This window comes from Dyella sp. PARNA 12/25, from assembly GCF_055702865.1.
The window spans coordinates 15,197-37,809 of sequence record NZ_JBVQCI010000005.1 but is presented as its reverse complement, the minus strand read 5'-3'; the positions used below and the strand labels follow the sequence as shown (position 1 = coordinate 37,809).

The following is a 22,613-nucleotide window of genomic DNA, read 5'->3' as shown; positions in this document are numbered from 1 at the left end:
CCTTGAGGTCAGGCAAACGTCAGCAAACGCCAGGCTGTTGTCCGTCCTGGGAGAACGGCGCTGGGGTCAACGCATGCCGACGTGTTGATGGTCGGGGCCGGGCCGACTCGCCTGGCGATGCGTAGCGCTATTTGCCGGGAAGTGTCCTCGCCGTAACCATCATCCCGGCAAGCGCCGGAATGATGTCCGTGAGGGCACCAGGGCTTCACTCGGCGTCAGCGGGCCGGCGACTGATACCTGACTCAGCGCGCAGGGCGTTCGCATCCATCAGCTTGCCGTCCATCATCACGATGTCGGTATGGCGCAGATCACCGATGTGCACCGCCGGATTGCCATCCACCAGTACCAGGTCCGCCGCCTTGCCTACATGGATGCTGCCAGTGCGTTCACCGGCGCCGACCAGATGTGCCGGTGTCACGGTGGCGGTGGCCAGAGCCTCTTCATTGGTCATGCCGGCTTGCACGTACAGCTCGAGCTCGCGCACGAGTTCCAGGCCGCTACCATCGGTGCCAGCCACGATAGGTACGCCAGCCTGGTGCAGCGCACCTACCAAGGCCTGCAGCTTGGCGAAGCTGGCGCGGTAGTCCGCGCGGGTAAGGTCTTTCGGCACGTCAAAACCACCCGAGCGGTAGTCGCGCTCGAGTGCAGGTGGCAGGCTGCCAAAGAACGGCGCATAGGCCGGCGTAAGCTCGCCATGGTCCGGTACGTAGAAGCTTTCAAACACGACCAGCGTGGGGTCGACGGTGACCTTGCGCTTGCCCAGTGTCGCTATTAACGACTTCATTGGGTCCTTGTCGAGATCGACGTCCTTCGCATAGCGCGCCGGACCTTCAAAGCGCGCCATGCCGTTGGAGACCTTCACCACGGCATCCGGCATGGCCTGCATCATCACGAAGTTGATGTGCGTGATCTCGTCATAGCCGTCAGCGACGGCATCGGCGGGACGCATGCCCGCAGGGACGTGGCCGTGCACATGCAGGCCCAACTTGTGTGCCTCTGCAGCCGTGGCGGGCACCCACGCAGGATTGAAGCTGCCGTAGATCTTGATCGCATCAAAACCGTCGGACTTGGCTTTATGCACCAGTGAGAGCGCTTCAGCCAGCGAAGTGGCGATATTGCCGTCCTGTGCCGAGAGGGGACCTTTGCCATCGATCAGCATCGAGGGATAAACGCGTGGCATAAGCAGCTCGCCCTTCGCCCGGCGGCTAGCACGCGACAGGGTCAGGCTGTCGATGTTGCCGGGGTCTCGCACTGAGGTGACGCCCAGCGAGAGCCGCAAGGGGCCGTCGGAATCTTCGATGATGTGCGCGTGCGAATCCCAAAGTCCAGGCACCAGAGTCTTGCCGGCACCGTCGATGATCTGCGTGGTCTTCGGCACGATGATCGAAGCGGCGGGTCCGACCTGTGTGATGACACCATGGTCGACCACCACCGTTTGGTCGTCCACGAAGTGCGCGCCGTCGACAAAGGCGCGCACATGCGTGAAAGCCACCGGACCCGCGGGTGTCTTGAGCAGTTTGGACACCAAAGACGTGGCGTGCTTGGCCAACGCATCGGCCTGCGCTTTTTGCAGAATGTTTTCCGCGTCCTCGTATCCGACCGGCATCCATGAAAGCAAGTAGACCAGAGCGAAGAACTTACCCGAGTCATCGGCCCAGACGGGCACAGGCGTGTTGATGAGGCCGGTGATCAGGTAAGCGTTGACGGTTTTCTTGTTTGCGCCCTCCCCAATCATCGCGGTGGTGAGCGGTTCGATTCGCGCTTGGCCGCCCGGTAACAGTCGAAGCGAATGATCCGGCGACGCCAGCAGTTGCTCGGTGAGATCAGGGATGAGCCACATCGGCCCGCCAAAGGTGTAGTACTCGGTGGGCGTGTCGTAAGCGACGGTGCCCGAATCCGACTGACTCTTCCACGTAGCCTTACCTGCCCGGATGTCGAACGTCTCGGCGGCATTGCCCCCCGGGGTGCGGCCACGTATGACGAGGTGATCGACCATACCGTCCTTGCCGAACGTGATGCGGCTATCCACCTCGGTGACCATGCCGCGCAACAGAATGCTTTCGCGCCCCACATGCGTGCCGTCAGCAGTCGTCCAGCGCTCGGACGTGCCGTGCTTGCCGGCCGTGGACATGACGGTGAAGCGCTGCGCGTTGGCCGGCGGTTTGGCCAGCTGTTCGGTGGGTGTCGGGGTGGAGGTCTCAGCGAAACAGGGTAGTGCGAGGCACAGAGCGAACACGACCAACGGGGCACGCATGGGTAAGCCTCCGACCAGGGTTCTCCGCGGAGTATCGCCGGGCGAGCACCGCCGCAACAGTCCATGACAGGGCGGCCTGATGGCCTAGGCCGAGCCCCGATTAGCAGCGCGTTGACGTCAGCCAAACGGCGGCAGGCGTCAAACTGTCGTTACTTCAAGGGAGCAGTGCGATGGGGTCGACACAACCCGATGTGTTGATTGTAGGCGCCGGTCCGACTGGACTGGCGGCGGCGCTGTTGCTCGCGCGTCGCGGTGTGACGGTGCGTATCGTCGATGTATTGCCGCAAGCTTCGATGTACTCCCGAGCGCTAGCCGTGAACATGCGTACGCTCGAAGTGCTCCGCGATACGGGCGTATCCGATCGCATCGTCGCCGAAGGCTGGGCTATCAAAGGCGCCTGCCTGCGCGCCGGGGATCGCGAGGTGCTGGTGCTAGACCTGCCCGACTCGTCCGGAGCGCCACAGGCCATGACGGCGCTGCCGCAAGCGCGCACCGAGGCTTTGCTTGCCGATGCTTTGCAAGCGCATGGCGTGACGGTGGAGCGTGGCGTGTCCTTACAGACGCTGACGCAGGATGCATCTCACGTCACTGCCAACCTGCGACACCCTGACGGTGCACTGGAGCAGGTACAGACGGCTTTACTCTTTGGTGCCGATGGTGCGCGCAGCGCCACCCGCGAATCGCTGGGGGTGGCATTCACCGGCAGCCATCTGCCGGAGCCATGGACGCTATGGGATATCGACATGTACACGTCACTCGATGCCTGGCGTGCCCACATTCTGTTGCAGCCAGACGGCTTCATCTTCGCGCTGCGGTTGCATGGTGATACGTGGCGTGTGATCGGCAATGGCGCTGACCCGCTGGCCACGCTGCGTCGCTATGGCACGTTAGGCAGCGTGGCGTGGCAATCGCAGTTTCACATCGGCCATCGCGTTGCTAGTCAAGCCGCAGTGGGACGAGTGGCGCTTGGTGGCGATGCGGCGCACATCCATTCGCCTATCGGTGCGCGGGGCATGAACCTCGGCATCGAAGATGCCTACGTGTATGCCGATTGCGCCGCAGATGCCTTGGCGGGTGACCTGTCGCGCCTGCGGGACTACGCGGTGTTGCGTCACACCGTGCACAAGGCCGTGGTGCGTCGCATTGGTGCGATCACCCGCTTTGTACATGGGCGCCCGCTGTGGTTGCGCTGGCTGCGCGACGAAGTCGTGCCCGTGGCGGGCCACATGGGCTTTGCGCAGCAGCAGTTTCTGCGCACGGTGAGCGGTCTCGACCATCCTTTGAAGACGCGCCTCGAGCGTCGCTGACACGGCACGGCGTCAGCCTCAAGTAAACCGACGTCATGCCGATAACCGGGCATGACCGCTCACAAGCCGCACATCAAGGGGAATCGCGTGGACTGGAGCGATCCACGCCTGGAAGCATTGCTGCGTGGGTCCGAGCACTGGAAGCTCGACAACCGCGGCACCTACAACCCCAAGGAAGTGCAAGTGCACCTGGGTTGGGGCGCCACCACCGGCCAGCCCGCGCTGCTGATATGGGAGCGCGATCAGGTCATGATGCTGGAAACCCGTTTCGCCATTCCGTTGGGCGAGCATGTGCGCGTAGATGAGCCACAGGGCGAGACCATGCGCACGGCGTGGGGCATCGTGGCGGAGGGGCGCGAAGGCTTTCGTGCCGAAGACCGCGACAATGGCGTGCATCTGCATTGGCTGCATTTACGCTGAGATAATGCGCGTCGGGTTCCAGCCCGACGCGTGGGCATCACTCCATGCGTGCAAGGCCCCTGCGCGGCGCCTGAGTGCCCATGGTCCCTGACGTGAGCGGCGCACCGGCTGCGGCCAGCGCAGCGCGTTGTTCCATCACCGGCAGGCGCAGCATGGCATCCTCGAGTCGCGCCAGTTTCTGGAAGGCGGGCAAGGCTTGCACCTTCTCCACCAGCGTCGCCATGCGTGGCCAACGCTGTGCATCGACGGCGTAGCGCACGAACGAGGCCGTGCGGAAGTACGCCGCCATGCTGATATCCGCGATCGACAGCGCGCCGAACACGTAGCCTTCAGCTGGCAACTGGCTTTCGAGGTAATCGAGGGCGGCGGGGATCTCCACTTCGAGTGCGGTGGTCACGATGTCCTCATCCGTCGTCTCGCCAAAAATGTGGCGACGGATCGCCTTCTGGTAGAACAGCTTCCAAATCAGCAGGCTGGCCAGATGCGTGTCGCAATACTCTTCCAGCCAGCGCGCCTTCGCACGAGCGGTGATGTCTGCAGGGTAGAGCGCTGGCGTGGGAAAGCGGTCTTCCAGGTACTGGCAGATCACCGAGGAATCGTTGAGCACCATGTCGCCTTCGATCAGCACCGGTATGCGGCGCAGCGGACTGAGCCCGGCGAAACGATCGTCACCGGTAAAGGGCACGATGGGATCGATCTCGTACGACAGGCCCTTGATGTCCATGCATACCAACACCTTGCGGACATAAGGCGAAATGTAATTGCCGATCACGGTGAACTGAGCAGACATCGCAGGGACTCCGGGTGGGGACCCATAGAGCGTGGTCGCGCGCCAGCTTCGTCGTCAAGGGCCGGAAGCCGCCATGCCGTGCGCAACGGAAGGCGGCCAATGCCCGGGCGATCAGGCGTGTGACGAGGCTTGAGCGGCCGGCAGCGCCGGCACCGTGGCTGGCACGCCGTTGGAATCCAGTGCCACCATCACGAATCGGCCGGTGGTGCAGACGCGGCGATCGCCCGTAAGCGGATCTTCCGCCGTGAGTTCCACTTCCACGGTCATCGAGCTGTGACCCACGTTCACGATGCGTGCGACCAGCTCGGCCAACTGTCCCTTACGCACCGGCACGCGAAAGTTCACTTCTTCCGAACGCGCGGTCACCACCGTGCGGCGTGCATGACGCGAGGCGACGATGAAGGCGGCCTTGTCCATCCACGCCAGCGCCTGCCCGCCAAACAGCGTGCCGAGGTGGTTGGTGTGATCGGGAAACACCATCTCGAGCATACGGGCTTCGGGCAGTGGCGTCGTGGTAGGCAATGTCGTCATGGGCGTGTTCAGCAGGGGAAAAAGGTAGGATGGGGGCACTAAAAGCGACACGGATCAGTGTCGTCTTCAGCGTGCAGCGAGGAGAACAGCATGCGCTACTGGCTTTTCATGGCCATGGCTATTGTCACCGAAGTCATCGGTACTGTGGCGATGAAATACGGTTCCCATCACGAGGCCCCATCGATAGGGCTGGGCGTGATGTACGTGATGCTGGTGTTGTCGTACACCAGCCTGGCATTGGCGGTGAAGCGCATTCCGCTGGCCGTGGCGTACGGCACGTGGGAAAGCCTGGGTCTGGTGCTGATCACGTTGTGCAGTGCGTGGCTGTTCGCCGAAGCGCTGACGCCCATCAAGCTGAGTGCCATGGTGCTGATCATCGCCGGCATCGTCTTGCTGGAGCGCGGCACCGACGAAGCACCGGCGGAGAGCCAGCATGCTGCCTGAGTTCCAGCCGATCCACCTGCTCTATCTCGCCATTGCGATCGTGTTGGAGATCGCCGCGAACGTGCTGATGAAACGCTCGCACGGCTTCACCTACAAGCGCCCGGCGGTGGCGGCCATCGTATGCGCGCTGGCGGCATTCACGGCCTTGAGCTATGCCATCGTTGGCATCCAGCTATCCGTCGCCTACGCCGTGTGGGGTGGCGTCGGCCTGATCGCGACTACCGTGCTTGGCATCACCATGTTTGGCGAGCGGCTACGCCGTGAGGGCTGGCTGGGTCTGGTGCTGATCACCGCGGGCGTGATCCTGATGCGGTTTGTGTGAGCGTACGGGACTCATGGCAGGGGTCACCCCCCTGGCTGCACCACTAGGATAAAAGGTTGATCAAGGCGTCCCACGTGACGCCGGTTGTGAGCTGTCTACTGGGGAGTACAAATGGTTTCGAAGACACACGGTGCGCGCCTGCTTGGCGCGATGGTGATGAGCGCCCTGTCGGCCGGCGTTGCCGCTGAAGGCCATACCCTGACCAACGACGATTACGCCCGTGCCGAGCGTTTTGCCGGCTACAACACCACGCCGCTGGTGGATCACGCCGTGCAGACGGTGACCTGGCTGGACAGCGATCACTTCTGGTACCGCGATCACGACGCCAAAGGCGATCACTTTGTGCGCTACGACGCCGCCACCGGCAAGACGGAGCCGGCCTTTGATCATGCGCAGCTTGCCGCCGCGCTGAGCAAGGTGCTGGGCAAGCCGGTGAGCGCCGACAAGCTGGGCATCACTAGCTTCACCGTAACCGCCGATGGACGTCTCGACCTCAACGTGAAAGGCAAGCACTACCTGTGCGAGTCAAAAGCCGAAGCTAGCTGCAGCAAGGGTAGGGACGAAAGCGTAGAAGGCGTGGGCAACGAGCCCGGCGTGCTCTCGCCAGACAAGCGCAGCGAAGCCTTTGTGCGCGACTGGAACCTGTGGGTGCGCGACGTCGCGACCGGCAAGGAAACGCAGCTGACCATCGACGGCGTCGAGAACTACGGCTACGCCACTGACAATGCCGGCTGGAAGCATTCCAACAAGGCGATCCTGGTGTGGTCGCCCGACTCGAAGCAGATAGCCACCTTCCAGCAAGACCAGCGCAAGACCGGCGACATGGTGCTGGTGGGGACCAACGTCGGGCAGCCCAAGGTGGAGAAGTGGAAGTATCCGCTGGCGGGCGACAAGCATGTGACCATGATCGAGCGCGTGATTGTCGATGCCGCCGCCCGCAAGGTGCTTCGCCTGAAGATGGAGCCTGACCAGCATCGCTCCACGCTGTGCGACGACGTCAGCTGCGGCCGCGATGGCGGCTGGGACGACGTGCAGTGGGCGTCCGACGCCGGGTCGCTCGCCTTTGTGTCGTCCTCGCGCGATCACAAGCAGGCCTGGTTCCGCGTGGCCGATGTGCACACCGGTGAGGTGCGCACCGTTTTCAACGAGAGCGTGCCGACGTATTACGAAAGCGGCAATGGCAAGGTCAATTGGCAATACCTGCCCGAGAGCCACGAAGTGGTGTGGTTCAGCGAGCGCAACAACTGGGGCAACCTCTACCTGTACGACCTGGACAGTGGCAAGCTCAAGCACGCCATCACCACCGGTGAGGGCAATGTCACCGAAGTGCTGCGCACGGATGCCAAGTCGCGCATGCTGTGGTTCCGCGGCGTGGGCCGCGAGAACAGCGTTAACCCGTACTACCAGCAGTTCTACAAGGTGAGTCTGGATGGCGGCGCAGCCACGCTGCTCGCGCCCGAGCCTGCAGACCACACCATCACGTTGTCGCCGGACGGACGCCTGTTCGCCGATGCGTACTCCACGCCCACCACGCCCTCAGTGACGGTGCTGCGTAACGCCGATGACGGCCATGTGGTCGGTACCGTCGCCAAGGCAGACATCAGCCGACTGCTCGCGACAGGTTGGCAGGCGCCAGAGCCGTTCACCGTCAAGGCACGCGACGGCAAGACGGATCTGTACGGCCTGATGTTCAAGCCGACGCATTTCGACCCGGCCAGGAAGTACCCGATCATCGACTACGTGTATCCCGGCCCGCAGACGGGCTCGGTGGGCGCGCGCAGCTTCAATCCTGCGCGTAGCGATCATCAGGCGCTGGCCGAGTTGGGCTTCATCGTGGTGGCCATCGACGGCATGGGTACGCCGTGGCGCTCCAAGGCGTTCCATGATGCGTACTTCGGCAACATCGGCGACAACACGTTGCCCGACCAGGTGGCTGGCCTGAAGGAGTTGGGCAAGCGCTACCCGTGGATCGATATGGATCGCGTGGGTATGTGGGGCCATTCCGGTGGCGGCAACGCGACTGCCGCGGCGATGTTCCGTTATCCCGACTTCTTCAAAGTCGGTATTGCGGAGAGCGGTAATCACGACAACCGCAATTACGAAGACGACTGGGCGGAGAAGTGGCAGGGTTTGCTGGTGACCGACAAGGATGGCAAGAGCAATTACGACGATCAGGCCAACCAGAGCCACGCCGCGAATCTCAAGGGTCATCTGCTGCTGGCGCATGGCACGATGGATGACAACGTGCCGCCGTACGAGACGCTGCTGGTGGTGGACGCGTTGATCAAGGCGAACAGGGATTTCGATTTGCTGTTGATTCCTAATGCGCGTCATGCGTACGGGAGTGCGGCGAATTACATGATGCGCAAGCGGTGGGACTATTTTGTGCGGAATCTGGCGGGGGATGTGCCGCCGATGCAGTATGAGATGAAGGCGCCAAAGGAATAAGGGGCGGGTATCTATTCTCCCTCTCCCTCCGGGGAGAGGGTTGGGGTCAAGGGCGGGTGCCTGCGAGAACTTGTGTCCCCCTCAACGTCATCCCCGCGAAAGCGGGGATCCAGTGACTTTGCTCTTGGCTCTGGTCACGCGATCCCGCCAGCGTGCCGCCTACGCAGCGGGCGTTTCGATCGTCTGCCGACGCTCGAGTCACTTTTCTTTTGCTGGCCCAAAAGAAAAGTAACCCAAAGAAAACGGCCTCAAAAGCGAGGTAGTCGTAGCGTCGTGACTAATACAAGACTTGGCGGCCGCGAAGCCCTGATCGTCACGATCGCACGACACGCGGTACGGCTACACCGCAACGCGCCTTAGCGAAGAGGGCTTAAAGCAGCGTCTCGTCGCTTTTAGCACTTCAAGCCCCGCTCTTCATTCCCTCTCCACTTGTGGGAGAGGGCTGGGGAGAGGGGGCGGCGGGTACTCGCGGCAAGTGCACAAAAGAACCAACCCCGCACATGCCTCATCACAACACCGCCCCACCCTTCAACTCTTATAAAGCGGCTGCGCCACACCCTTCGCCAGCGCTTCCTCAAGCAGCTTGCCCATCTGCTCGTTCGCACGCGTCATGGCGTCCTGCTGGCGGCGGTTCAGTGCCTCCTGCTGCTTGCCAAGCGCGTCTTGCTGGCGGCCAAGATCATCCTCCTGGCGTTCGAGTTCTTTGCGCTCGCGCTCAATCTCCGCATCCTGGGCTTTGATGCCCGCGCGCTCTCCAGCGGAAGCATCCGTGGACTTGCCTTGGGATTCGCGCATATCAAGTGCGGCTTCGCGGTTGGCGAGAGCCACCTGTCGCATGCTCAGCGCACCCTCGCGTGCACCGATGGCGCCTTGCTGTCCACCGAGTCGACCCTGCTCGCCACCGAGCTTGCCTTGTTCCTTGGCCAAGGCGGTGACCGGTGCGTAGGCTGTCTTGGCGCGTGTGACGAATGACGGGTCCTGGATCACATAGGCCTTGCCGCCACGGCGGAACATCAGCAGTGGTTCGCCGTTCTGACGCAGACGTTGCGCCGCCTGCAGGTCAGCTTCCGTGCCGTTGATCGTGATCGCATCCTTGTCGAGCAGGGCAAACCCGTACCCCATGTCGCTGTGCGTATCGATGTGCACATGGCGGGCGGAGAAGCCGTCGGTTTCAGGTGGCGCGGGTGGAGCTGGCGGTGCGGGTGGGACTTGGGGCACCGCTGGGACCTTCGGTACCGGCGGTACCGGAGGAACAGGTGGAACGGCCGGCAAGGTGGTGGATGTCGTTGAGGTAGTCGTGGTGGTGCGTGTGGTTGGCGCCGTGGATGCGCTGGCCGGTTGCGTCGCAGGTTGATCGGGTGCGGCTTCGGTCACGCGGTAGGGCAGTATGCCGATGGCGGCGAACACGGCGACGAGCAGCCAGCTGCGCGTGCGCGAGACGGTGTCTTGCTGATTGAGTTGCAGCATGGTCAGTCGTCGCTTCAGGTTGTGGAAGGTGGGTGAGGCGCCGGCCAGGCCGGCATGTGTCGGGCGCGCCACGCCGAGGCGCAGCAGCAGTTGTCCGTAGGTCTGTGGCGCGGTGTCGTGTTGCTGCAGTACTTGTGCGTCGCACGCGGCTTCGCGGTGTAGCGCGTACTCGTGCATGGCCCAGCGCACCAACGGATGGAAAAAGAACATGCGTTGCGCGATGGCAGGTATCCATCCCATCCACAGGTCGCCACGGCGAAGGTGGGCCAGCTCGTGCGCCAGCGCGAGCATGGAGTCTTCCGCCGACAAGGTGTGACGCGCCGGCAGCAGCACCACCGGGCGCCATAGCCCGCTCACTTGCGGAGAATCGATGGCGGGAGATACGCGCAGTGAAGGGCAGCGGCGCAGACCGAGTGTACGAGCCTGTGCGGCGCATGAGGCCTGCAGCGCAGCGTCATCCAATGGCTGTGATGCGCGCACGATGGCACGCGCATCGCGCCATTGCCGCGCCGCTATCGCCAGCTGCACCAGGACGCCGGCTAGCCAGAGTGCCAGCAGTGCGGTCTGCCAGTGGAAGGGAGCATGGTTCGCGCTCTGTGCAACGGGTTCGTGCAGTGACGCATGCGCATAGGCATCTGGCGCGGCGGCGGTGGATGGAGCCAGTCCGCTGACGCGGTGTTCGCTCGGCGACGTGGTGACGGACGTGTTCAGCGGTACCGAGAGCTCCGGCGACGGCGACAACAGCGGCAGCGCCACCGGCGTGGGCATCAGCAGGCCAAGCAACAATTGCACACCGAGCAGCCACCACAGCAGCGATCGCGTGGCGGCACTGAGGCGCGGCAACTGTTTTGCCACTAGCCATACGAGGACGATCAGCAACGAGGCTTGCACCGACGTCCATGCGAGCCGGGTGACGAGGTGTTCTGCAAAAAGTACGAGGGCACTCATGTCAGCTCTCCTTCCGTCGCGACTGCAGTTGCGCCACAAGTGCTTCAAGCTCGGCCAGTTCGGTGTCGCTGACATCCGCGCGTTCGGACATCCACGCCACGAAGGGCGATACCGAGCCGCTCAGCGTCTTCTCCACAAACTGGCCCACGGCGCTGCGCATCACTTCGCCAGGCCTCGTGGCCGGGCTGTAGCGATACACGCCTGCCACCTGGCGACGTTTCAGGTAGGCCTTGCCGCGCAGGCGTTCCATCATGGTCAGCACGGTGGAGCGGGCGAGCCCGCGCGGTTCACCGTAGCCGGCAGCGACCTCGCCGACCGATGCGTTGCTGTGTTCGGCGATGTACTGCAGGAGCGACAGCTCCTGATCGCCAATGGAAGGCTTGCCCATGTCCGTGGTCCAGTGACTACAGTTGTAGTCAAGCTAGACCGTGACTACAGCTGTAGTCAATAGGCCGGTCGGGCTAGAAAAGAGTCACCACTGACTTGTTGCGTTGCACAAGAATCGGAGTAGAGTGCGCGCCGTCCTCATCCAGCAGCGCCCATCGGAGTGCGCTTATATGAAGGCCGCATCCATCCGCTTCAGCAGCCCGTTCCGTCGCCAGCAGCGACTTTCGCTATTCCGGGCTTAGCGACTTCCAACGGTCGTCCATAACGCGAACACCTGCCACACGCTGAGCGTGTTGCGTGGTGTGCCCTGTCCGATGGACGTCCATACCGGAGCGCCACCCATCCAACTTACGGGGAACTCATGAGAACGCTAGTCGACCGGCTGACACATCGGCTGTGGCCGTTCGTCGTCTGCCTGCTGCTTTATGTCGGTTTTATCGGCCCGGAACTGATCTCGGCCGCCAGCACATTCGCTGTGCTTGCTGGCCTGACTCTTCTGGCGTTGCTCGCGACGTGGGGTGTCTTGTTGCTGCGTCGCGGTTTTACTCACAAGGAATGATCAAGCCATGAAACGTGTACTGACCGTGTTGTTGTCGCTTTCCCTGCTTTCGCTGGCGGCATGCGCGAAGGTGCCCGCGGGCAACGTCGGTGTGAAGTTTCAGATGTACGGCGATGGCAAGGGTTCACTGCAGGAGCTCCCGCCGGGTCGCTACTGGGTGGGTTGGGGTTATGAGATGTACACCTTTCCCACTTTTACCCAGACCTACACGTTCACGCGCTCTGCCATGGAGGGCCGTCCGGTGGATGAGTCGATCAGCTTCCAGACCGCACAAGGCCTGACCGTGAACGCCGACGTAGGCATTACGTATCACGTCGATCCGGCCAAGGTAACGCTGATCTTCCAGAAGTACCGCAAGGGCATCGACGAAATCACCGACGTGTATCTGCGCAACATGATTCGCGATGCACTTGTGAAAGAGGCATCAAGCCTGGACATCGAATCCGTCTACGGCAAGGGCAAGGCCAACCTCATAGACGCCGTGCAGCGCGACGTGAGCGACGAGGTGGCATCGGTGGGCATCGATGTCGAGAAGATCTACTGGATAGGTGAACTGCGACTGCCGGAAAGCGTGGTGCAGTCGATCAACGCCAAGATCCAGGCCACGCAAATGGCCGAGCAGCGCCAGAACGAGGTGGCGCAGGCCAAGGCGGAAGCCGAAAAAGTGGAAGCCGAAGCGCAGGGCCGCGCGCAGGCGCAGCTCACCATCGCGGAGGCAGAGGCCAAGGCCATTTCGCTGAAGGGCGAAGCGCTGCGTCAGAACCCCAACGTGGTGCAGATGTCGGCGATTGAGAAGTGGGACGGTCACCTGCCCACCTATTCGGGTACGGGCGCCGTGCCCTTCATCAACCTTGGTGCGGCGACCAACAAGTAATCGGGAGGAAGAGCACGGGTGGTTGCGCCACCCGTGCATTCGCGATGCGGCTTAGTGTCGCGAAGGCAGATCTGATACGACTGTCAATGATGCAGGTCAACCCATCGTGTAGGCGAATAACCACCAATGGATGTCACTTAAGTGTAAGGAAGGCAGTGACATGGCCTACATGGTTTGGCAGGACGATCTCAACACCGGCATCAAGGTGATCGACAACCAGCACAAGCGCATCGTGGAGATGATCAATCATCTCCACGATGCACTGGATCATCGTGAGCGCGCAGAAATAGGCGACATTCTCGATGAACTGGTGGACTACACCTTGTCGCACTTCACCTTCGAGGAATCCTTGATGGAGGACGCCGGCTACGAATTCAGTCGGGCGCACAAGCGGGTGCATGAGGTGTTCATCAAGCGCGTGGCGGATTACCAGCTGCGCTTCCGCGCCGGTGAGGACATCGGAGGAGAGCTGCTGCATACGCTTTCGCACTGGCTGTTCAATCACATTCGCAGTGACGACAAGGCCATCGTCGACTCAGTACGCCGCCACATGCAAGAGGCGGCCAACGACGACGGCAGCAGCAGCGGCTGGCTGGGGCGTTCACTCAAGCGCTTCTTCGGCATGGGGCGCTGAAGAGCGCGGGTTGACCCACATCAAGTCGCTCGACCGCGAGCCACGCTATCACTTGCCGCCCATGGAATGCCTTAGGGGGAGGCGATATGGGCTATCTGGCCTGGCAGGCAGATCTCGACACCGGGATCGACGTGATCGACAACCAGCACAAGCGCATCGTGGACATGGTCAACGCGCTCCACGAGGCGCAGCGGGAGTGCGAGCCGAAGCGGGTGCAGGAGGTACTGGAGGATCTGGTGGACTACACCTTGTCCCACTTCGCGTTCGAGGAAACGCTGATGGAGGACGCGGGCTACCAGTTCAGCAACGCGCACCGAAGCATCCACGAGCGATTCATCGAAACGGTGAGGCGCTACCAGGCTCGTGCACGGGCGGGCGAGGATGTGGCGGAAGAGCTCAAGTCGCTGCTGTCGCGCTGGCTGTTCCAGCACATACGCGGTGATGACAAGGCCTATGTGGCGGTGGTACGCCGCAATCTGTTGAAGCTGACGACGGATGCCCGGGAGGGCGGCTGGCTCGCGACGTCGTTACGGCGATTCTTCGGGCATCGCGCCTGATGGTTCAGTGGCGGTGGTGGGCGGCGCATCGCTGATGGCGGTGCGCCGCCCTTCATCATCAGAACGACATGTCGAACGCGACCTCGCCCTGCACGCCGACCTGGTAAGCCGACACGCGGCGCTCGAAGAAGTTGGTCACTTCCTGCACGTCCTGCAGGTCCATGAAGTCGAACGGGTTCTTCGCACCGTACTTCTTGGGCAGGTCGAGCTGGGTCAGGCGCTGGTCGGCGCAGTATTCGAGGTACTGGCGCATGTCCTTCACCGACAGGCCGGCCACGCCGCCGGAAAGCACATCCTCTGCAAACTGCGTTTCGCAGGCGATCGCTTCCTCCAGCATTTCCTCGATCTGCGTGCGCATCTCGTCGTCGAACAGATCCGGCTCTTCGGCACGCACAGTACGCACGACGTCGAACGCAAACGCCATGTGGCAGCTCTCGTCGCGGAACACCCAGTTGGTGCCTGAGGCCAGACCATGCAACAGGCCACGCGAACGCAGGAAGTACACGTAGGCGAACGCGGCGAAGAAGAACAGGCCTTCAATGCACGCGGCAAAGCAGATCAGGTTCAGCAGGAACTGGCGGCGCTGGTCGTGCGTTTCCAGCCGTTGCAGGTTCTGCACCGAGTCGATCCACTTGAAGCAGAACTCTCCCTTCTGGCGAATGGATGGGATGTTCTGGATCGCCGCGAATGCCTTGTTGCGCTCTGCCGGATCGGGTATGTAGGTATCGAGCAGCGTCAGGTAGAACTGCACATGCAGCGCTTCCTCGTACAGCTGGCGCGAAAGGTACATGCGCGCTTCCGGCGCGTTGATGTGCTGATACAGATTCAGCACCAGGTTGTTCGCTACGATAGTGTCGCCGGTGGCGAAGAAAGCCACGAGACGGTGGATCAGGTGGCGGTCGGCATCGGACATCTTCGACTTCAGGTCGGTGATGTCGAGCGAAAAGTCCACCTCGTCCACGGTCCAGGTGTTCTTGATCGCGTTGCGGTACATCTCGTAGAACTCGGGATAGCGCATGGGGCGCAGAGTGAGTTCGAAGCCGGGATCGAGAATGTGTTGGGTGGACATGGGGTTCCTCGCATCATGTGCGCTGCTTGGCGGGGCGCGCTGTTGTTCTTTGGCTTGTCATTCCTGCGAAAGCAGGAATCCAGTGCCTTCCCGCACTCCGCCGAAGCGTGTCGGAGAAAGGCGCTGGATCCCAGCTTTCGCTGGGATGACGGTCGTATTGGGTTGTGAACGGCGGCATCCTCGGGCAAAAGCAATAGGGAATCTGCTTCGTCATGGAACGCCAGCCTTGCGTCTACATTCTTGCCAGCGACCGCAATGGAACGCTGTACACCGGTGTCACTTCCAACCTCGCCGCCCGCATCTGGCAGCATCGGAACGATGTCGTAGAGGGTTACACCCACCGCCATCAAGTTCATCAATTGGTCTGGTACGAACTTCACGAATCTATGGAGTCGGCGATTTGTCGAGAGAAAGCCATCAAGGCGTGGAAGCGTGCCTGGAAGCTGGAGCTCATTGAAAAGACCAACCCCTATTGGCGCGATCTATACGGCGAGGTTTGCTCCTGACTGTCATCCCAGCGAATGCTGGGATCCAGTGCCTTCTCCACGCGGCGAAAAGGCACTGGGTTCCAGCTTGACCAGCTCTTCAGCTGTTGAAGAGCTCCTCGCTGGAACGACTCCCCGAATTACTGACACGCCTCGCAGTACTCCGGGTTCTCCAGCGAACAGAACACGGCGGCAGTCGCCTGCTCCTGATCCACCACCGGCGCAGGCTTGGCGACCGGAGCCGCCGAGACAGTCGTCTTGGCAATCTTGGTCGCCGGACGCGAACGGAGGTAGTACGTGGTCTTGATGCCGGACTTCCATGCGTACATGTACATGGAGCTGAGCTGGCCGATGTTCGGGTTTTCCATGAACAGGTTCAGCGACTGACTCTGGTCGATGTACGCGCCGCGCGCAGCACCAAGATCGATCAGTGCCTTCTGCGGCAGTTCCCACACCGTGCGGTAGATGGTGCGCAGGCGTTCCGGAATCGCGCCGATGCCCTGGATGGAGCCTTCCGCCAGCTTGATGGCATCGCGGACGTCAGCGGTCCACAGGCCGAGCGTCTTCAACTCTTCCACCAGGTAGCGGTTCACCACCAGGAAATCGCCAGAAAGGGTTTCGCGCTTGAACAGGTTGCTCACCTGCGGCTCGATGCACTCGTAGCAGCCTGCGATGGAAGCAATAGTGGCAGTCGGTGCGATGGCGATCAGCAGCGAGTTACGCAGACCCTTGGCCTTGATGGATTCGCGCAGCGCATCCCAGCGGGCCTGATCGTTCGGCTTGGCGTTGGCCCAGTAGTCGAACTGCAGTTCACCGTTGGCAGCGCGCGTTTCGGCAAAGCCCGGGTGCGCACCGTGCTCCATCGCCAGTTCGTTCGACTGCGACAGCGCGTTGTAATAGATCTCTTCGGCGATGCGCGTGGACAATGCCAGTGCTTCGGCTGAGTCGAATGGCAGGCGCAGCTTGAAGAACACGTCCTGCAAGCCCATCACACCGAGGCCCACCGGACGCCACTTGCTGTTGGCAGTCTTGGCGGTGGCGATCGGGTAGAAGTTCAGATCGATCACGCGATCGAGCTGACGCACGGCTGTACGCACAGTGGCCGCGAGCTTGTCGAAATCGAACTGGCCGTCCACCACATGGCGCGACAGGTTCACCGAGCCCAGGTTGCACACCGCCGTTTCATCGGCATTGGTGACTTCCAAGATTTCGGTGCACAGGTTCGACAGGTGGATGACGTTCTCCGCCTTCGCCGTCTGGTTGCTGGTGGCGTTGCTGCGGTCCTTGAAGGTCATCCAGCCGTTGCCGGTCTGGGCCAGCGTGCGCAGCATGCGGGCGTACAGCTCGCGCGCCTTTACCTTCTTCACCGCCAAACCTGCGGCTTCTGCCTCGCGGTACGAGCGCTCGAACGTCTCGCCCCAGCTGTCGACGAAGTGCGGCACGATCTTGGGATCGAACAGCGACCACTCGCCATCGATCTCCACGCGGCGCATGAATTCGTCGGGAATCCAATTGGCCAGGTTGAGGTTGTGCGTGCGGCGGGCTTCGTCACCGGTGTTATCGCGCAGCTCAAGGAATTCCTCGATATCCGCGTGCCACGGTTCCAGGTACACGCAGGCCGCGCCCTTGCGCTTGCCACCCTGGTTCACTGCCGCCACCGAGGCGTCCAGCGTCTTCAGCCACGGCACCAGGCCGTTGGAGTGGCCGTTGGTGCCCTTGATCAGCGAGCCGCGCGAACGCACGCGCGAATAGGCCAGGCCAATACCACCGGCGAACTTGCTGAGCTTGGCGACATCGCCGTACTTCTCGTAGATCGACTCCAGCGAATCGGACGGCGAGTCGAGCAGGAAGCACGAGCTGAGCTGCTCGTGTGCGGTACCTGCATTGAACAGCGTCGGCGAGCTGGCGATGTATTCCAGCGAGGAGAGCAGGCGATACAGCTCCAGCGTCTCGCCGATCTCGTTGCCGCCCAGTGCGCAGGCAATGCGCATGAAGAAGTGCTGCGGCGTCTCGATGACTTTGCGCAGCTGCGGATGACGCAGCAGGTAGCGGTCATACACGGTGCGCAGGCCGAAGTACTCGAAGCGGCGCGTGGCGAGCGTATCGATGGCGTCGTTGAGCTTGCGCGAGTTGGTGGCAACGAAGTCGCGCAGGCGATCGTTGAGGATGCCCAGTTCCGCGCCACGTGCGATCGACTGCGAGAAGCTCTGGATTTCCTGGCCGCTCACTTCCTTGTCAATGAACGCACCCAGCAGGCGCGCAGCCAGCTGGCCGTACTCGGGCTCCTCCGCCGTCAGCGCGGCGGCGGTGCGGATGGAGAGCTGGTCCAGCTCCTGCGTGGTGGCGCCGTCGTACAGGCCGCCAATGGTCTTGAGCGCCACGCGCATGGGGTCGACCCCATACAAGCCTTCGCTGCTGCGAGTGACGGCGCGGACGATCTTGTTCACGTCCACCACTTCCTGGCGGCCGCTGCGCTTGGTCACGCGCATCTGGCCGGGGTTGTGGGGCGGGGTCAGTGCAAACGGGGATTCCGTGCGCGGCGTATCGGCCACCACGGTGTCGGCAGAGAAAACGGGGGCATCACCGCGAGCGTCGTCGCGTTCGCGGCCGGTGGTATCAATAGGTTGCATGGCGACTTCGCTCCAAGCTTGGTCATCAACCGCCTGCTCCCGCGCGCAGGGCTGAAAGAAAGAGGGTGAGGTTTCGCGGACGGTCGAGCAGCAGGGCATGGCGCCCCGCGCATCGACGCGCTTCCCCGCGGAAGCCGTCACCACTCACCGTGGGGCATAGCCACGGCTGTCGGCAGGTCTTCGGACTCGCGGACATGGGTCTTTCGACCCGCCTACTCGCTCCCGCTTCCCAGCCGCTGAGGGCCAGTGCGTTGTTGGCTTTCGTTTCCGCTTACCGCTGCGGGGCAGTCCCGGATTTCCACCGGATTCCCGTTTTAAGCCATTCCGACCATGGGTCTGAGAGTGGCACCGACGGGGCACAACATATCGGGCCAACCCAGACGGGTCAACCCAATAGATTGTGGATTTCGCGTGGATAACCCGGAAAAGCCGAGCCGGGAAACGGGCTTAGCCGCGGATAGGAAATTTTCGGGCCCGGTCGGCCCGAGGGTCAGGTGCCCGACGGGCCGAGCAGGGCGGCGAACTCGCGCGAGAAGCGGTGCACATCCCCCGGCCAGCGGGCCGAGAGGTAGTTACCATCGCGCACCACGAACGCCGGGGTGTCGTCGGTATCGCTGTCGCGAACCAATCCGGAGGTTTTGCGGCGATAGTGTGTCGCGTCGCGAGGAACGTCGAGGAAATCCTCGGGGCGGGCGAGGGCGCGGGTGACTTCCTGCTGCACCGACATATAACCCGCCGGGTTGCCGGCGCCGTCCGGATAGGTGCGGTAGTAGTCCGGGTCCCAGAAGCGGGTGATGCGCGTCAGCGACCATGCGGATTTCTCCAGCGCCCAGGTCAGTGCGGTGGTGCGCCTGCCATGCAGCACCGAGCGGCCATCCATGCCACGGCTGCGCGCCGCCACCAGCACGCCGTGGCAGATCGCTGCCACGGGTTTGTCCTCAGCGAAGAAGGTGGCGGTCAGCGCCTGCAGTCGCTCGCTCTCCAGGTATTCGCGTACGCCACGCGCGCAATGGCCGCCCGGCAATAGCAGGCCGTCGAAGCGCGCCGGGTCGACAGCATCCCAACGCAGTGGTGCGTTGAACGCGGCGTCTTTCACTAGTGCGGCGTAATGGCGCCGTGCATCGGCATTGGCACGCAGCAACCGGCCGAACAACGTCAACTTGCGCAAGCCGGGGACGAAGCCCCAGGGATCCAGCCCTTCACCGCTGATCATGATGGGATCGGCGCTGGCGGGTTGGCCGTCCGGCGTAGCGAAGCTCACGCGATGTCCGGTTTCGGTGAGCACTCGCCACGGCACGGCGACTTCGCTGGGATCGAAGTCGCGGTGAGGCAGTGGAATCAATACGCTGGCCACGCTGGCGTGTCCCGATGGCAAAGGGCACCACAGCGTAGTGCCTGCTGCGAGCTCAGTGCGAGGACGGTCGCTCAGCTACCCACGGGGGAGGCGAGCTTGGGGCCCGTGCCAAGCTGATGAATGGCACCGTCGGGGGTGGTATCCGGTGCTTCGGCAAGTACGGCACGATCCTTTATCCATGGCACGTCCTGGCGCGGGCCGGGAATGTAAATTTCCCATTGACCGTACTTCTCTCCGGAATAGCGCTCCATGCCAGCGCCCTTCAGGGTGAAGTTCACAGGTACGCGAACCAGCCAGTAGGGTGCGTCTTTTTCCACGCCCTGAGTGGGGACATGGAAGGTCCAGTTCTTTCCGGCCCTAATGGAAGCATCAGCCAGATACTTGCGGTGTACGGCCATCTGCGCTTCCGTGCCGTAAGTGCGCAGATTCACCTGTTCTGCCGAGATCTCACGCACATGGCCGTCACGAGCCACCTGTACCAAAAGGTAGACGGTGCCTGACACACCGGCAGCCACGGATTCGCCCGGGTAGGCTGGAGCTACACGGTGGTCGGAGCGAACGTGTTCCTCATCCGGCAGCCGTGCGTCGTCAAACTGCGCACTGACGATGGCGATCGACATGTGATCGGCATCCTGGCTGCGCCCGATCAGGCGCAAACTTAGCTTCTGCGTTACCTTCTCTGCGGGTGGCGCGGTGAATTCGAGCTTCCACTTCGGAACCGTGTTTTGCACGAGGTCAACGATCGGTTTGGGAAGGCTCTCCGGCTTATCCAATACGAGGTGTTGGATGCTGCCATCAGGGTCAACGTCCACCGTGCCGGTCACCAGCATGGTGGCCTCGGCCCGCTTGCGCGGATCTTCGGCTTGCTTGCCGATGGCAATGAATGGAACGCCGGCCAACACTGCGGCCACGAGCAACTTACGCATATTTGACCCTCCCTGATGTGCCCCCTAGTGTAGGGGAGCACATGCCGTGGAGACAGCGTATCCGTCGGCGACTACGGTCTGGAAATGGGTACGCGGAAAAGCGTAGCGATTACCAGATCCGCACACGATCCGACGGCGACAGAAACAGCTTGTCCCCCGCCTGCACTTCGAACGCCTGATACCACGCATCGATATTGCGCACCGGTCCGTTGACGCGGAAGGTTCGCGGCGAATGCGGGTCGCTGGTGACCTGGCGGCGGATGGCGTCGTCGGTGAGCTTGCCGCGCCACGCCTGCGCCCAGCCGAGGAATACGCGCTGGTCGCCACTAAGGCCATCGATCACCGGCGCGCGCTTGCCGTGCAGTGATGCGTGATAGGCATCGAGTGCCAGCGTGAGGCCGCCAAGGTCGGCGATGTTTTCGCCCATGGTCAGGTTGCCGTTGATATGCACGCCGGGCAGCGGCTCGAACGCGTCGTACTGCGCGCCGAGTTTCTTCGCGCGTTCGTCAAAGGCCTTGGCATCAGCGGGTGTCCACCAGTCGCGCAGCGCACCCTCCGCGTCAATCTTGCGACCTTCGTCATCGAAGCCGTGGGTCAGCTCGTGGCCGATCACGCCGCCGATGGCGCCGTAATTGATGGCCGGGTCGGCGTTGGGGTCGAAGATCGGCGGTTGCAGAATGGCCGCCGGGAAAACGATGTCGCGCAGCGAGCCGTTGTAGGCGTCGTTGGTCTGCGGCGTCATGCTCCAGTCGCTGCGATCCACCGGGCCATGCAGGCGGTTCACGTAAAACGACCAGTCGGCCTGCGCAGCGCGCAACACGTTGCCGATGAGGTCATCACCGCGCATCTCCACGTTCGCGTAATCGCGCGGGTGATCGGGGTAGCCCACCTTGATGGTGTAGGTATCGAGTTTGCGCAGCGCTTCCTGGCGAGTCTGCGGACTCATCCAGTCCAGCTTCTCGATGCGCACGCGGTAGGCGGCCTTGAGATTCGCGACAAGCTCTTCGATCTTCGCTTTCGACGACGCCGGAAAGTATTTGGCCGTATACAGCTGGCCCACGCCCCAGCCCAGATTGCCGAAGCAGGAAAGTCGTTCGCCGACGCCACAGTCGCCGCCCGAAACGGCGTGCACGCCGCGCTTCCAGCGTGACTCGATTTGCTGTTGCCCAGCCAGCGTCTTGTCATGCATCTCGAAGTACGCGTCCTGGAACGGCTGCGAGAGGTAATACGCAGCGTTGTCCGCGATGCGTGCCGCCTGCCATGCCTGGATGGTGCTGACCGGCGTTTTGGCATACAGCGCGGCAAGTTGCGGGAACGCGGTTTTCTCCATCACCACTACCGAGGTGAGGTCGCCCAGTTGCGATGACTTCAGGAAGTCGGCCCAGGCGAAGCCCGGCGCCAATTTCTTCAGGTCGGCAAGGCTCATGGGGTTGTACATGGCCACGGGGTCGCGCTGCTCGACCTTGCTGAGGCTGGCCTGTGCGATGGCGGTTTCGAACGCCACTACATCCTTGGCGGCGGCCTCCGGTGCCGGCCATCCGGCCAGCGTCAGCAGGCGCGCCACATACGTCTGATAAGCCGCCTTCTGTTTGGCAAACTCCGGCTTCAGGTAGTAATCGCGATCCGGCAGGCCCAGACCCGCCTGCGAGAGATACACCGCGTAACGCTTGGTGTTCTTCAGGTCGATATCGAAGTTGACGCTGAACAGCGAACCTTCGAAATCCGTGTTGGTGCGCCCCATCAGCACGGCCTGTGCATCGCGCGTGCCGGCCTGGCGCACGGCATCCAGTTGCGGTGCGATGGGTTTGGCGCCCAATGCGTCGATATGGGCGTTGTCCATGAACGACTGATAGAACGCGCCGACTTTGCCTTCCAGCGTGGTGGCCGGCTCGTTGCCCTTGGCCGCCGCTTCCATGATGTCGTGCAGGCGCTGCTCGGTGAGGTCGGTCATGGCCAGCCGCAGGCTCACCGCCGGCTTGTCGGCCGGAATCGGCGTGTGGTCCAGCCAGGTGCCGTTGGCGTAGCGGAAGAAGTTATTGCCGGGCTTGGTGTGGGTGTCGGCACCCGCCTGATCAAAGCCCCAGGCACCGTATTGCGGCTTGCCCGCGGTGGGATCAGCGGCATGCGCCGCGCCGATGATCAGTGCACTCACGCAAGCCACTGCCAGTATCCGCTTGACCATAAGCCCTCCCGCCTTGGTTGAGTGC

Annotated in this window: 20 protein-coding genes and 1 riboswitch; of the genes, 10 read left to right on the top strand and 10 right to left on the bottom strand. The window is 62.5% G+C overall.

Annotation, left to right across the window (positions count from 1 at the left end; translation table 11 throughout):
- Window positions 1–205: 205 nt before the first annotated feature.
- Window positions 206–2,254: an amidohydrolase family protein gene (locus AC0GUR_RS12005; RefSeq protein ID WP_472877721.1), complete on the bottom strand. Its 2,049-nt coding sequence runs from the start codon at window positions 2,252–2,254 to the stop codon at window positions 206–208.
- Window positions 2,255–2,424: 170 nt separating this feature from the next.
- On the opposite strand from AC0GUR_RS12005, the gene AC0GUR_RS12000 reads away from it, so the two are divergent.
- Window positions 2,425–3,561: an FAD-dependent oxidoreductase gene (locus tag AC0GUR_RS12000; RefSeq protein WP_472877720.1), complete on the top strand. Its 1,137-nt coding sequence runs from the start codon at window positions 2,425–2,427 to the stop codon at window positions 3,559–3,561.
- A gap of 51 nt (window positions 3,562–3,612) precedes the next feature.
- The gene (locus AC0GUR_RS11995) at window positions 3,613–3,981 is read left to right on the top strand and encodes a hypothetical protein (protein ID WP_472877719.1); all 369 of its coding nucleotides are present in this window, start codon (window positions 3,613–3,615) and stop codon (window positions 3,979–3,981) included.
- Window positions 3,982–4,018: 37 nt separating this feature from the next.
- Here the strand turns inward: AC0GUR_RS11995 and AC0GUR_RS11990 are convergent, their stop codons facing one another.
- The gene (locus tag AC0GUR_RS11990) at window positions 4,019–4,771 is read right to left on the bottom strand and encodes a glutathione S-transferase family protein (protein WP_472877718.1); all 753 of its coding nucleotides are present in this window, start codon (window positions 4,769–4,771) and stop codon (window positions 4,019–4,021) included.
- A 111-nt stretch (window positions 4,772–4,882) separates the two neighbouring features.
- Window positions 4,883–5,302, bottom strand: a complete 420-nt coding sequence (locus AC0GUR_RS11985; protein ID WP_472877717.1) for an acyl-CoA thioesterase — start codon at window positions 5,300–5,302, stop codon at window positions 4,883–4,885.
- Window positions 5,303–5,392: 90 nt separating this feature from the next.
- Between AC0GUR_RS11985 and AC0GUR_RS11980 the strand changes: the two genes are divergently transcribed.
- The 3 genes from AC0GUR_RS11980 to AC0GUR_RS11970 all read left to right on the top strand — a co-directional run bounded on the left by AC0GUR_RS11980 (window position 5,393) and on the right by AC0GUR_RS11970 (window position 8,516).
- Entirely contained in the window at window positions 5,393–5,746 is a 354-nt protein-coding gene (locus AC0GUR_RS11980) for an SMR family transporter (RefSeq protein ID WP_472877716.1), read from the top strand.
- Entirely contained in the window at window positions 5,736–6,068 is a 333-nt protein-coding gene (gene mdtI / locus AC0GUR_RS11975; RefSeq protein WP_472877715.1) for a multidrug/spermidine efflux SMR transporter subunit MdtI, read from the top strand. Before AC0GUR_RS11980 ends, mdtI begins: the two co-directional genes overlap by 11 nt.
- 111 nt (window positions 6,069–6,179) lie before the next feature.
- Entirely contained in the window at window positions 6,180–8,516 is a 2,337-nt protein-coding gene (locus tag AC0GUR_RS11970; RefSeq protein WP_472877714.1) for a S9 family peptidase, read from the top strand.
- A gap of 528 nt (window positions 8,517–9,044) precedes the next feature.
- Here AC0GUR_RS11970 and AC0GUR_RS11965 read toward each other — a convergent pair.
- Both AC0GUR_RS11965 and AC0GUR_RS11960 read right to left on the bottom strand, forming a co-directional pair.
- A complete protein-coding gene (locus AC0GUR_RS11965; RefSeq protein ID WP_472877713.1) occupies window positions 9,045–10,931 on the bottom strand; it encodes a M56 family metallopeptidase in 1,887 nt (628 codons plus the stop codon).
- 1 nt (window position 10,932) lies between these two features.
- Entirely contained in the window at window positions 10,933–11,319 is a 387-nt protein-coding gene (locus AC0GUR_RS11960; protein ID WP_472877712.1) for a BlaI/MecI/CopY family transcriptional regulator, read from the bottom strand.
- 360 nt (window positions 11,320–11,679) lie between these two features.
- Between AC0GUR_RS11960 and AC0GUR_RS11955 the strand changes: the two genes are divergently transcribed.
- From AC0GUR_RS11955 to AC0GUR_RS11940, 4 genes are all read left to right on the top strand, one after another.
- Window positions 11,680–11,877, top strand: coding sequence for a hypothetical protein (locus AC0GUR_RS11955; RefSeq protein WP_472877711.1), 198 nt, complete (start codon window positions 11,680–11,682; stop codon window positions 11,875–11,877).
- 7 nt (window positions 11,878–11,884) lie between these two features.
- Complete coding sequence (locus AC0GUR_RS11950) at window positions 11,885–12,751, top strand: SPFH domain-containing protein (RefSeq protein WP_472877710.1); 867 nt, start codon at window positions 11,885–11,887, stop codon at window positions 12,749–12,751.
- A 160-nt stretch (window positions 12,752–12,911) separates the two neighbouring features.
- Window positions 12,912–13,385, top strand: a complete 474-nt coding sequence (locus AC0GUR_RS11945) for a bacteriohemerythrin (RefSeq protein WP_472877709.1) — start codon at window positions 12,912–12,914, stop codon at window positions 13,383–13,385.
- Window positions 13,386–13,471: 86 nt separating this feature from the next.
- Window positions 13,472–13,942, top strand: a complete 471-nt coding sequence (locus tag AC0GUR_RS11940) for a bacteriohemerythrin (RefSeq protein ID WP_472877708.1) — start codon at window positions 13,472–13,474, stop codon at window positions 13,940–13,942.
- Window positions 13,943–14,000: 58 nt separating this feature from the next.
- Here the strand turns inward: AC0GUR_RS11940 and AC0GUR_RS11935 are convergent, their stop codons facing one another.
- The gene (locus tag AC0GUR_RS11935; RefSeq protein ID WP_472877707.1) at window positions 14,001–15,011 is read right to left on the bottom strand and encodes a ribonucleotide-diphosphate reductase subunit beta; all 1,011 of its coding nucleotides are present in this window, start codon (window positions 15,009–15,011) and stop codon (window positions 14,001–14,003) included.
- Window positions 15,012–15,223: 212 nt separating this feature from the next.
- Between AC0GUR_RS11935 and AC0GUR_RS11930 the strand changes: the two genes are divergently transcribed.
- Window positions 15,224–15,517, top strand: coding sequence for a GIY-YIG nuclease family protein (locus AC0GUR_RS11930; RefSeq protein ID WP_472877706.1), 294 nt, complete (start codon window positions 15,224–15,226; stop codon window positions 15,515–15,517).
- A gap of 119 nt (window positions 15,518–15,636) precedes the next feature.
- On the opposite strand, the gene AC0GUR_RS11925 is transcribed toward AC0GUR_RS11930, so the two are convergent.
- The 4 genes from AC0GUR_RS11925 to AC0GUR_RS11910 form a co-directional block, all read right to left on the bottom strand.
- On the bottom strand, window positions 15,637–18,126 hold the full coding sequence (locus AC0GUR_RS11925; protein ID WP_472877705.1) for a ribonucleoside-diphosphate reductase subunit alpha: 2,490 nt from the start codon (window positions 18,124–18,126) through the stop codon (window positions 15,637–15,639).
- Between the two features lie 154 nt (window positions 18,127–18,280).
- Window positions 18,281–18,494: riboswitch (cobalamin riboswitch) on the bottom strand.
- A gap of 122 nt (window positions 18,495–18,616) precedes the next feature.
- Window positions 18,617–19,480: a type 1 glutamine amidotransferase domain-containing protein gene (locus AC0GUR_RS11920; protein WP_472877704.1), complete on the bottom strand. Its 864-nt coding sequence runs from the start codon at window positions 19,478–19,480 to the stop codon at window positions 18,617–18,619.
- Window positions 19,481–19,551: 71 nt separating this feature from the next.
- The gene (locus AC0GUR_RS11915; protein ID WP_472877703.1) at window positions 19,552–20,406 is read right to left on the bottom strand and encodes an energy transducer TonB; all 855 of its coding nucleotides are present in this window, start codon (window positions 20,404–20,406) and stop codon (window positions 19,552–19,554) included.
- A 109-nt stretch (window positions 20,407–20,515) separates the two neighbouring features.
- Entirely contained in the window at window positions 20,516–22,588 is a 2,073-nt protein-coding gene (locus AC0GUR_RS11910; RefSeq protein WP_472877702.1) for a M13 family metallopeptidase, read from the bottom strand.
- Window positions 22,589–22,613: the final 25 nt, after the last annotated feature.

Bases quoted from the DNA above. Each gene is read 5' to 3' on its own strand.
- AC0GUR_RS12005 (WP_472877721.1), bottom strand. From the start codon at position 2,254: ATGCGTGCCCCGTTGGTCGTGTTCGCTCTGTGCCTCGCACTACCCTGT.
- AC0GUR_RS12000 (WP_472877720.1), top strand. From the start codon at position 2,425: ATGGGGTCGACACAACCCGATGTGTTGATTGTAGGCGCCGGTCCGACT.
- AC0GUR_RS11995 (WP_472877719.1), top strand. From the start codon at position 3,613: ATGACCGCTCACAAGCCGCACATCAAGGGGAATCGCGTGGACTGGAGC.
- AC0GUR_RS11990 (WP_472877718.1), bottom strand. From the start codon at position 4,771: ATGTCTGCTCAGTTCACCGTGATCGGCAATTACATTTCGCCTTATGTC.
- AC0GUR_RS11985 (WP_472877717.1), bottom strand. From the start codon at position 5,302: ATGACGACATTGCCTACCACGACGCCACTGCCCGAAGCCCGTATGCTC.
- AC0GUR_RS11980 (WP_472877716.1), top strand. From the start codon at position 5,393: ATGCGCTACTGGCTTTTCATGGCCATGGCTATTGTCACCGAAGTCATC.
- mdtI (WP_472877715.1), top strand. From the start codon at position 5,736: ATGCTGCCTGAGTTCCAGCCGATCCACCTGCTCTATCTCGCCATTGCG.
- AC0GUR_RS11970 (WP_472877714.1), top strand. From the start codon at position 6,180: ATGGTTTCGAAGACACACGGTGCGCGCCTGCTTGGCGCGATGGTGATG.
- AC0GUR_RS11965 (WP_472877713.1), bottom strand. From the start codon at position 10,931: ATGAGTGCCCTCGTACTTTTTGCAGAACACCTCGTCACCCGGCTCGCA.
- AC0GUR_RS11960 (WP_472877712.1), bottom strand. From the start codon at position 11,319: ATGGGCAAGCCTTCCATTGGCGATCAGGAGCTGTCGCTCCTGCAGTAC.
- AC0GUR_RS11955 (WP_472877711.1), top strand. From the start codon at position 11,680: ATGAGAACGCTAGTCGACCGGCTGACACATCGGCTGTGGCCGTTCGTC.
- AC0GUR_RS11950 (WP_472877710.1), top strand. From the start codon at position 11,885: ATGAAACGTGTACTGACCGTGTTGTTGTCGCTTTCCCTGCTTTCGCTG.
- AC0GUR_RS11945 (WP_472877709.1), top strand. From the start codon at position 12,912: ATGGCCTACATGGTTTGGCAGGACGATCTCAACACCGGCATCAAGGTG.
- AC0GUR_RS11940 (WP_472877708.1), top strand. From the start codon at position 13,472: ATGGGCTATCTGGCCTGGCAGGCAGATCTCGACACCGGGATCGACGTG.
- AC0GUR_RS11935 (WP_472877707.1), bottom strand. From the start codon at position 15,011: ATGTCCACCCAACACATTCTCGATCCCGGCTTCGAACTCACTCTGCGC.
- AC0GUR_RS11930 (WP_472877706.1), top strand. From the start codon at position 15,224: ATGGAACGCCAGCCTTGCGTCTACATTCTTGCCAGCGACCGCAATGGA.
- AC0GUR_RS11925 (WP_472877705.1), bottom strand. From the start codon at position 18,126: ATGCAACCTATTGATACCACCGGCCGCGAACGCGACGACGCTCGCGGT.
- AC0GUR_RS11915 (WP_472877703.1), bottom strand. From the start codon at position 20,406: ATGCGTAAGTTGCTCGTGGCCGCAGTGTTGGCCGGCGTTCCATTCATT.
- AC0GUR_RS11910 (WP_472877702.1), bottom strand. From the start codon at position 22,588: ATGGTCAAGCGGATACTGGCAGTGGCTTGCGTGAGTGCACTGATCATC.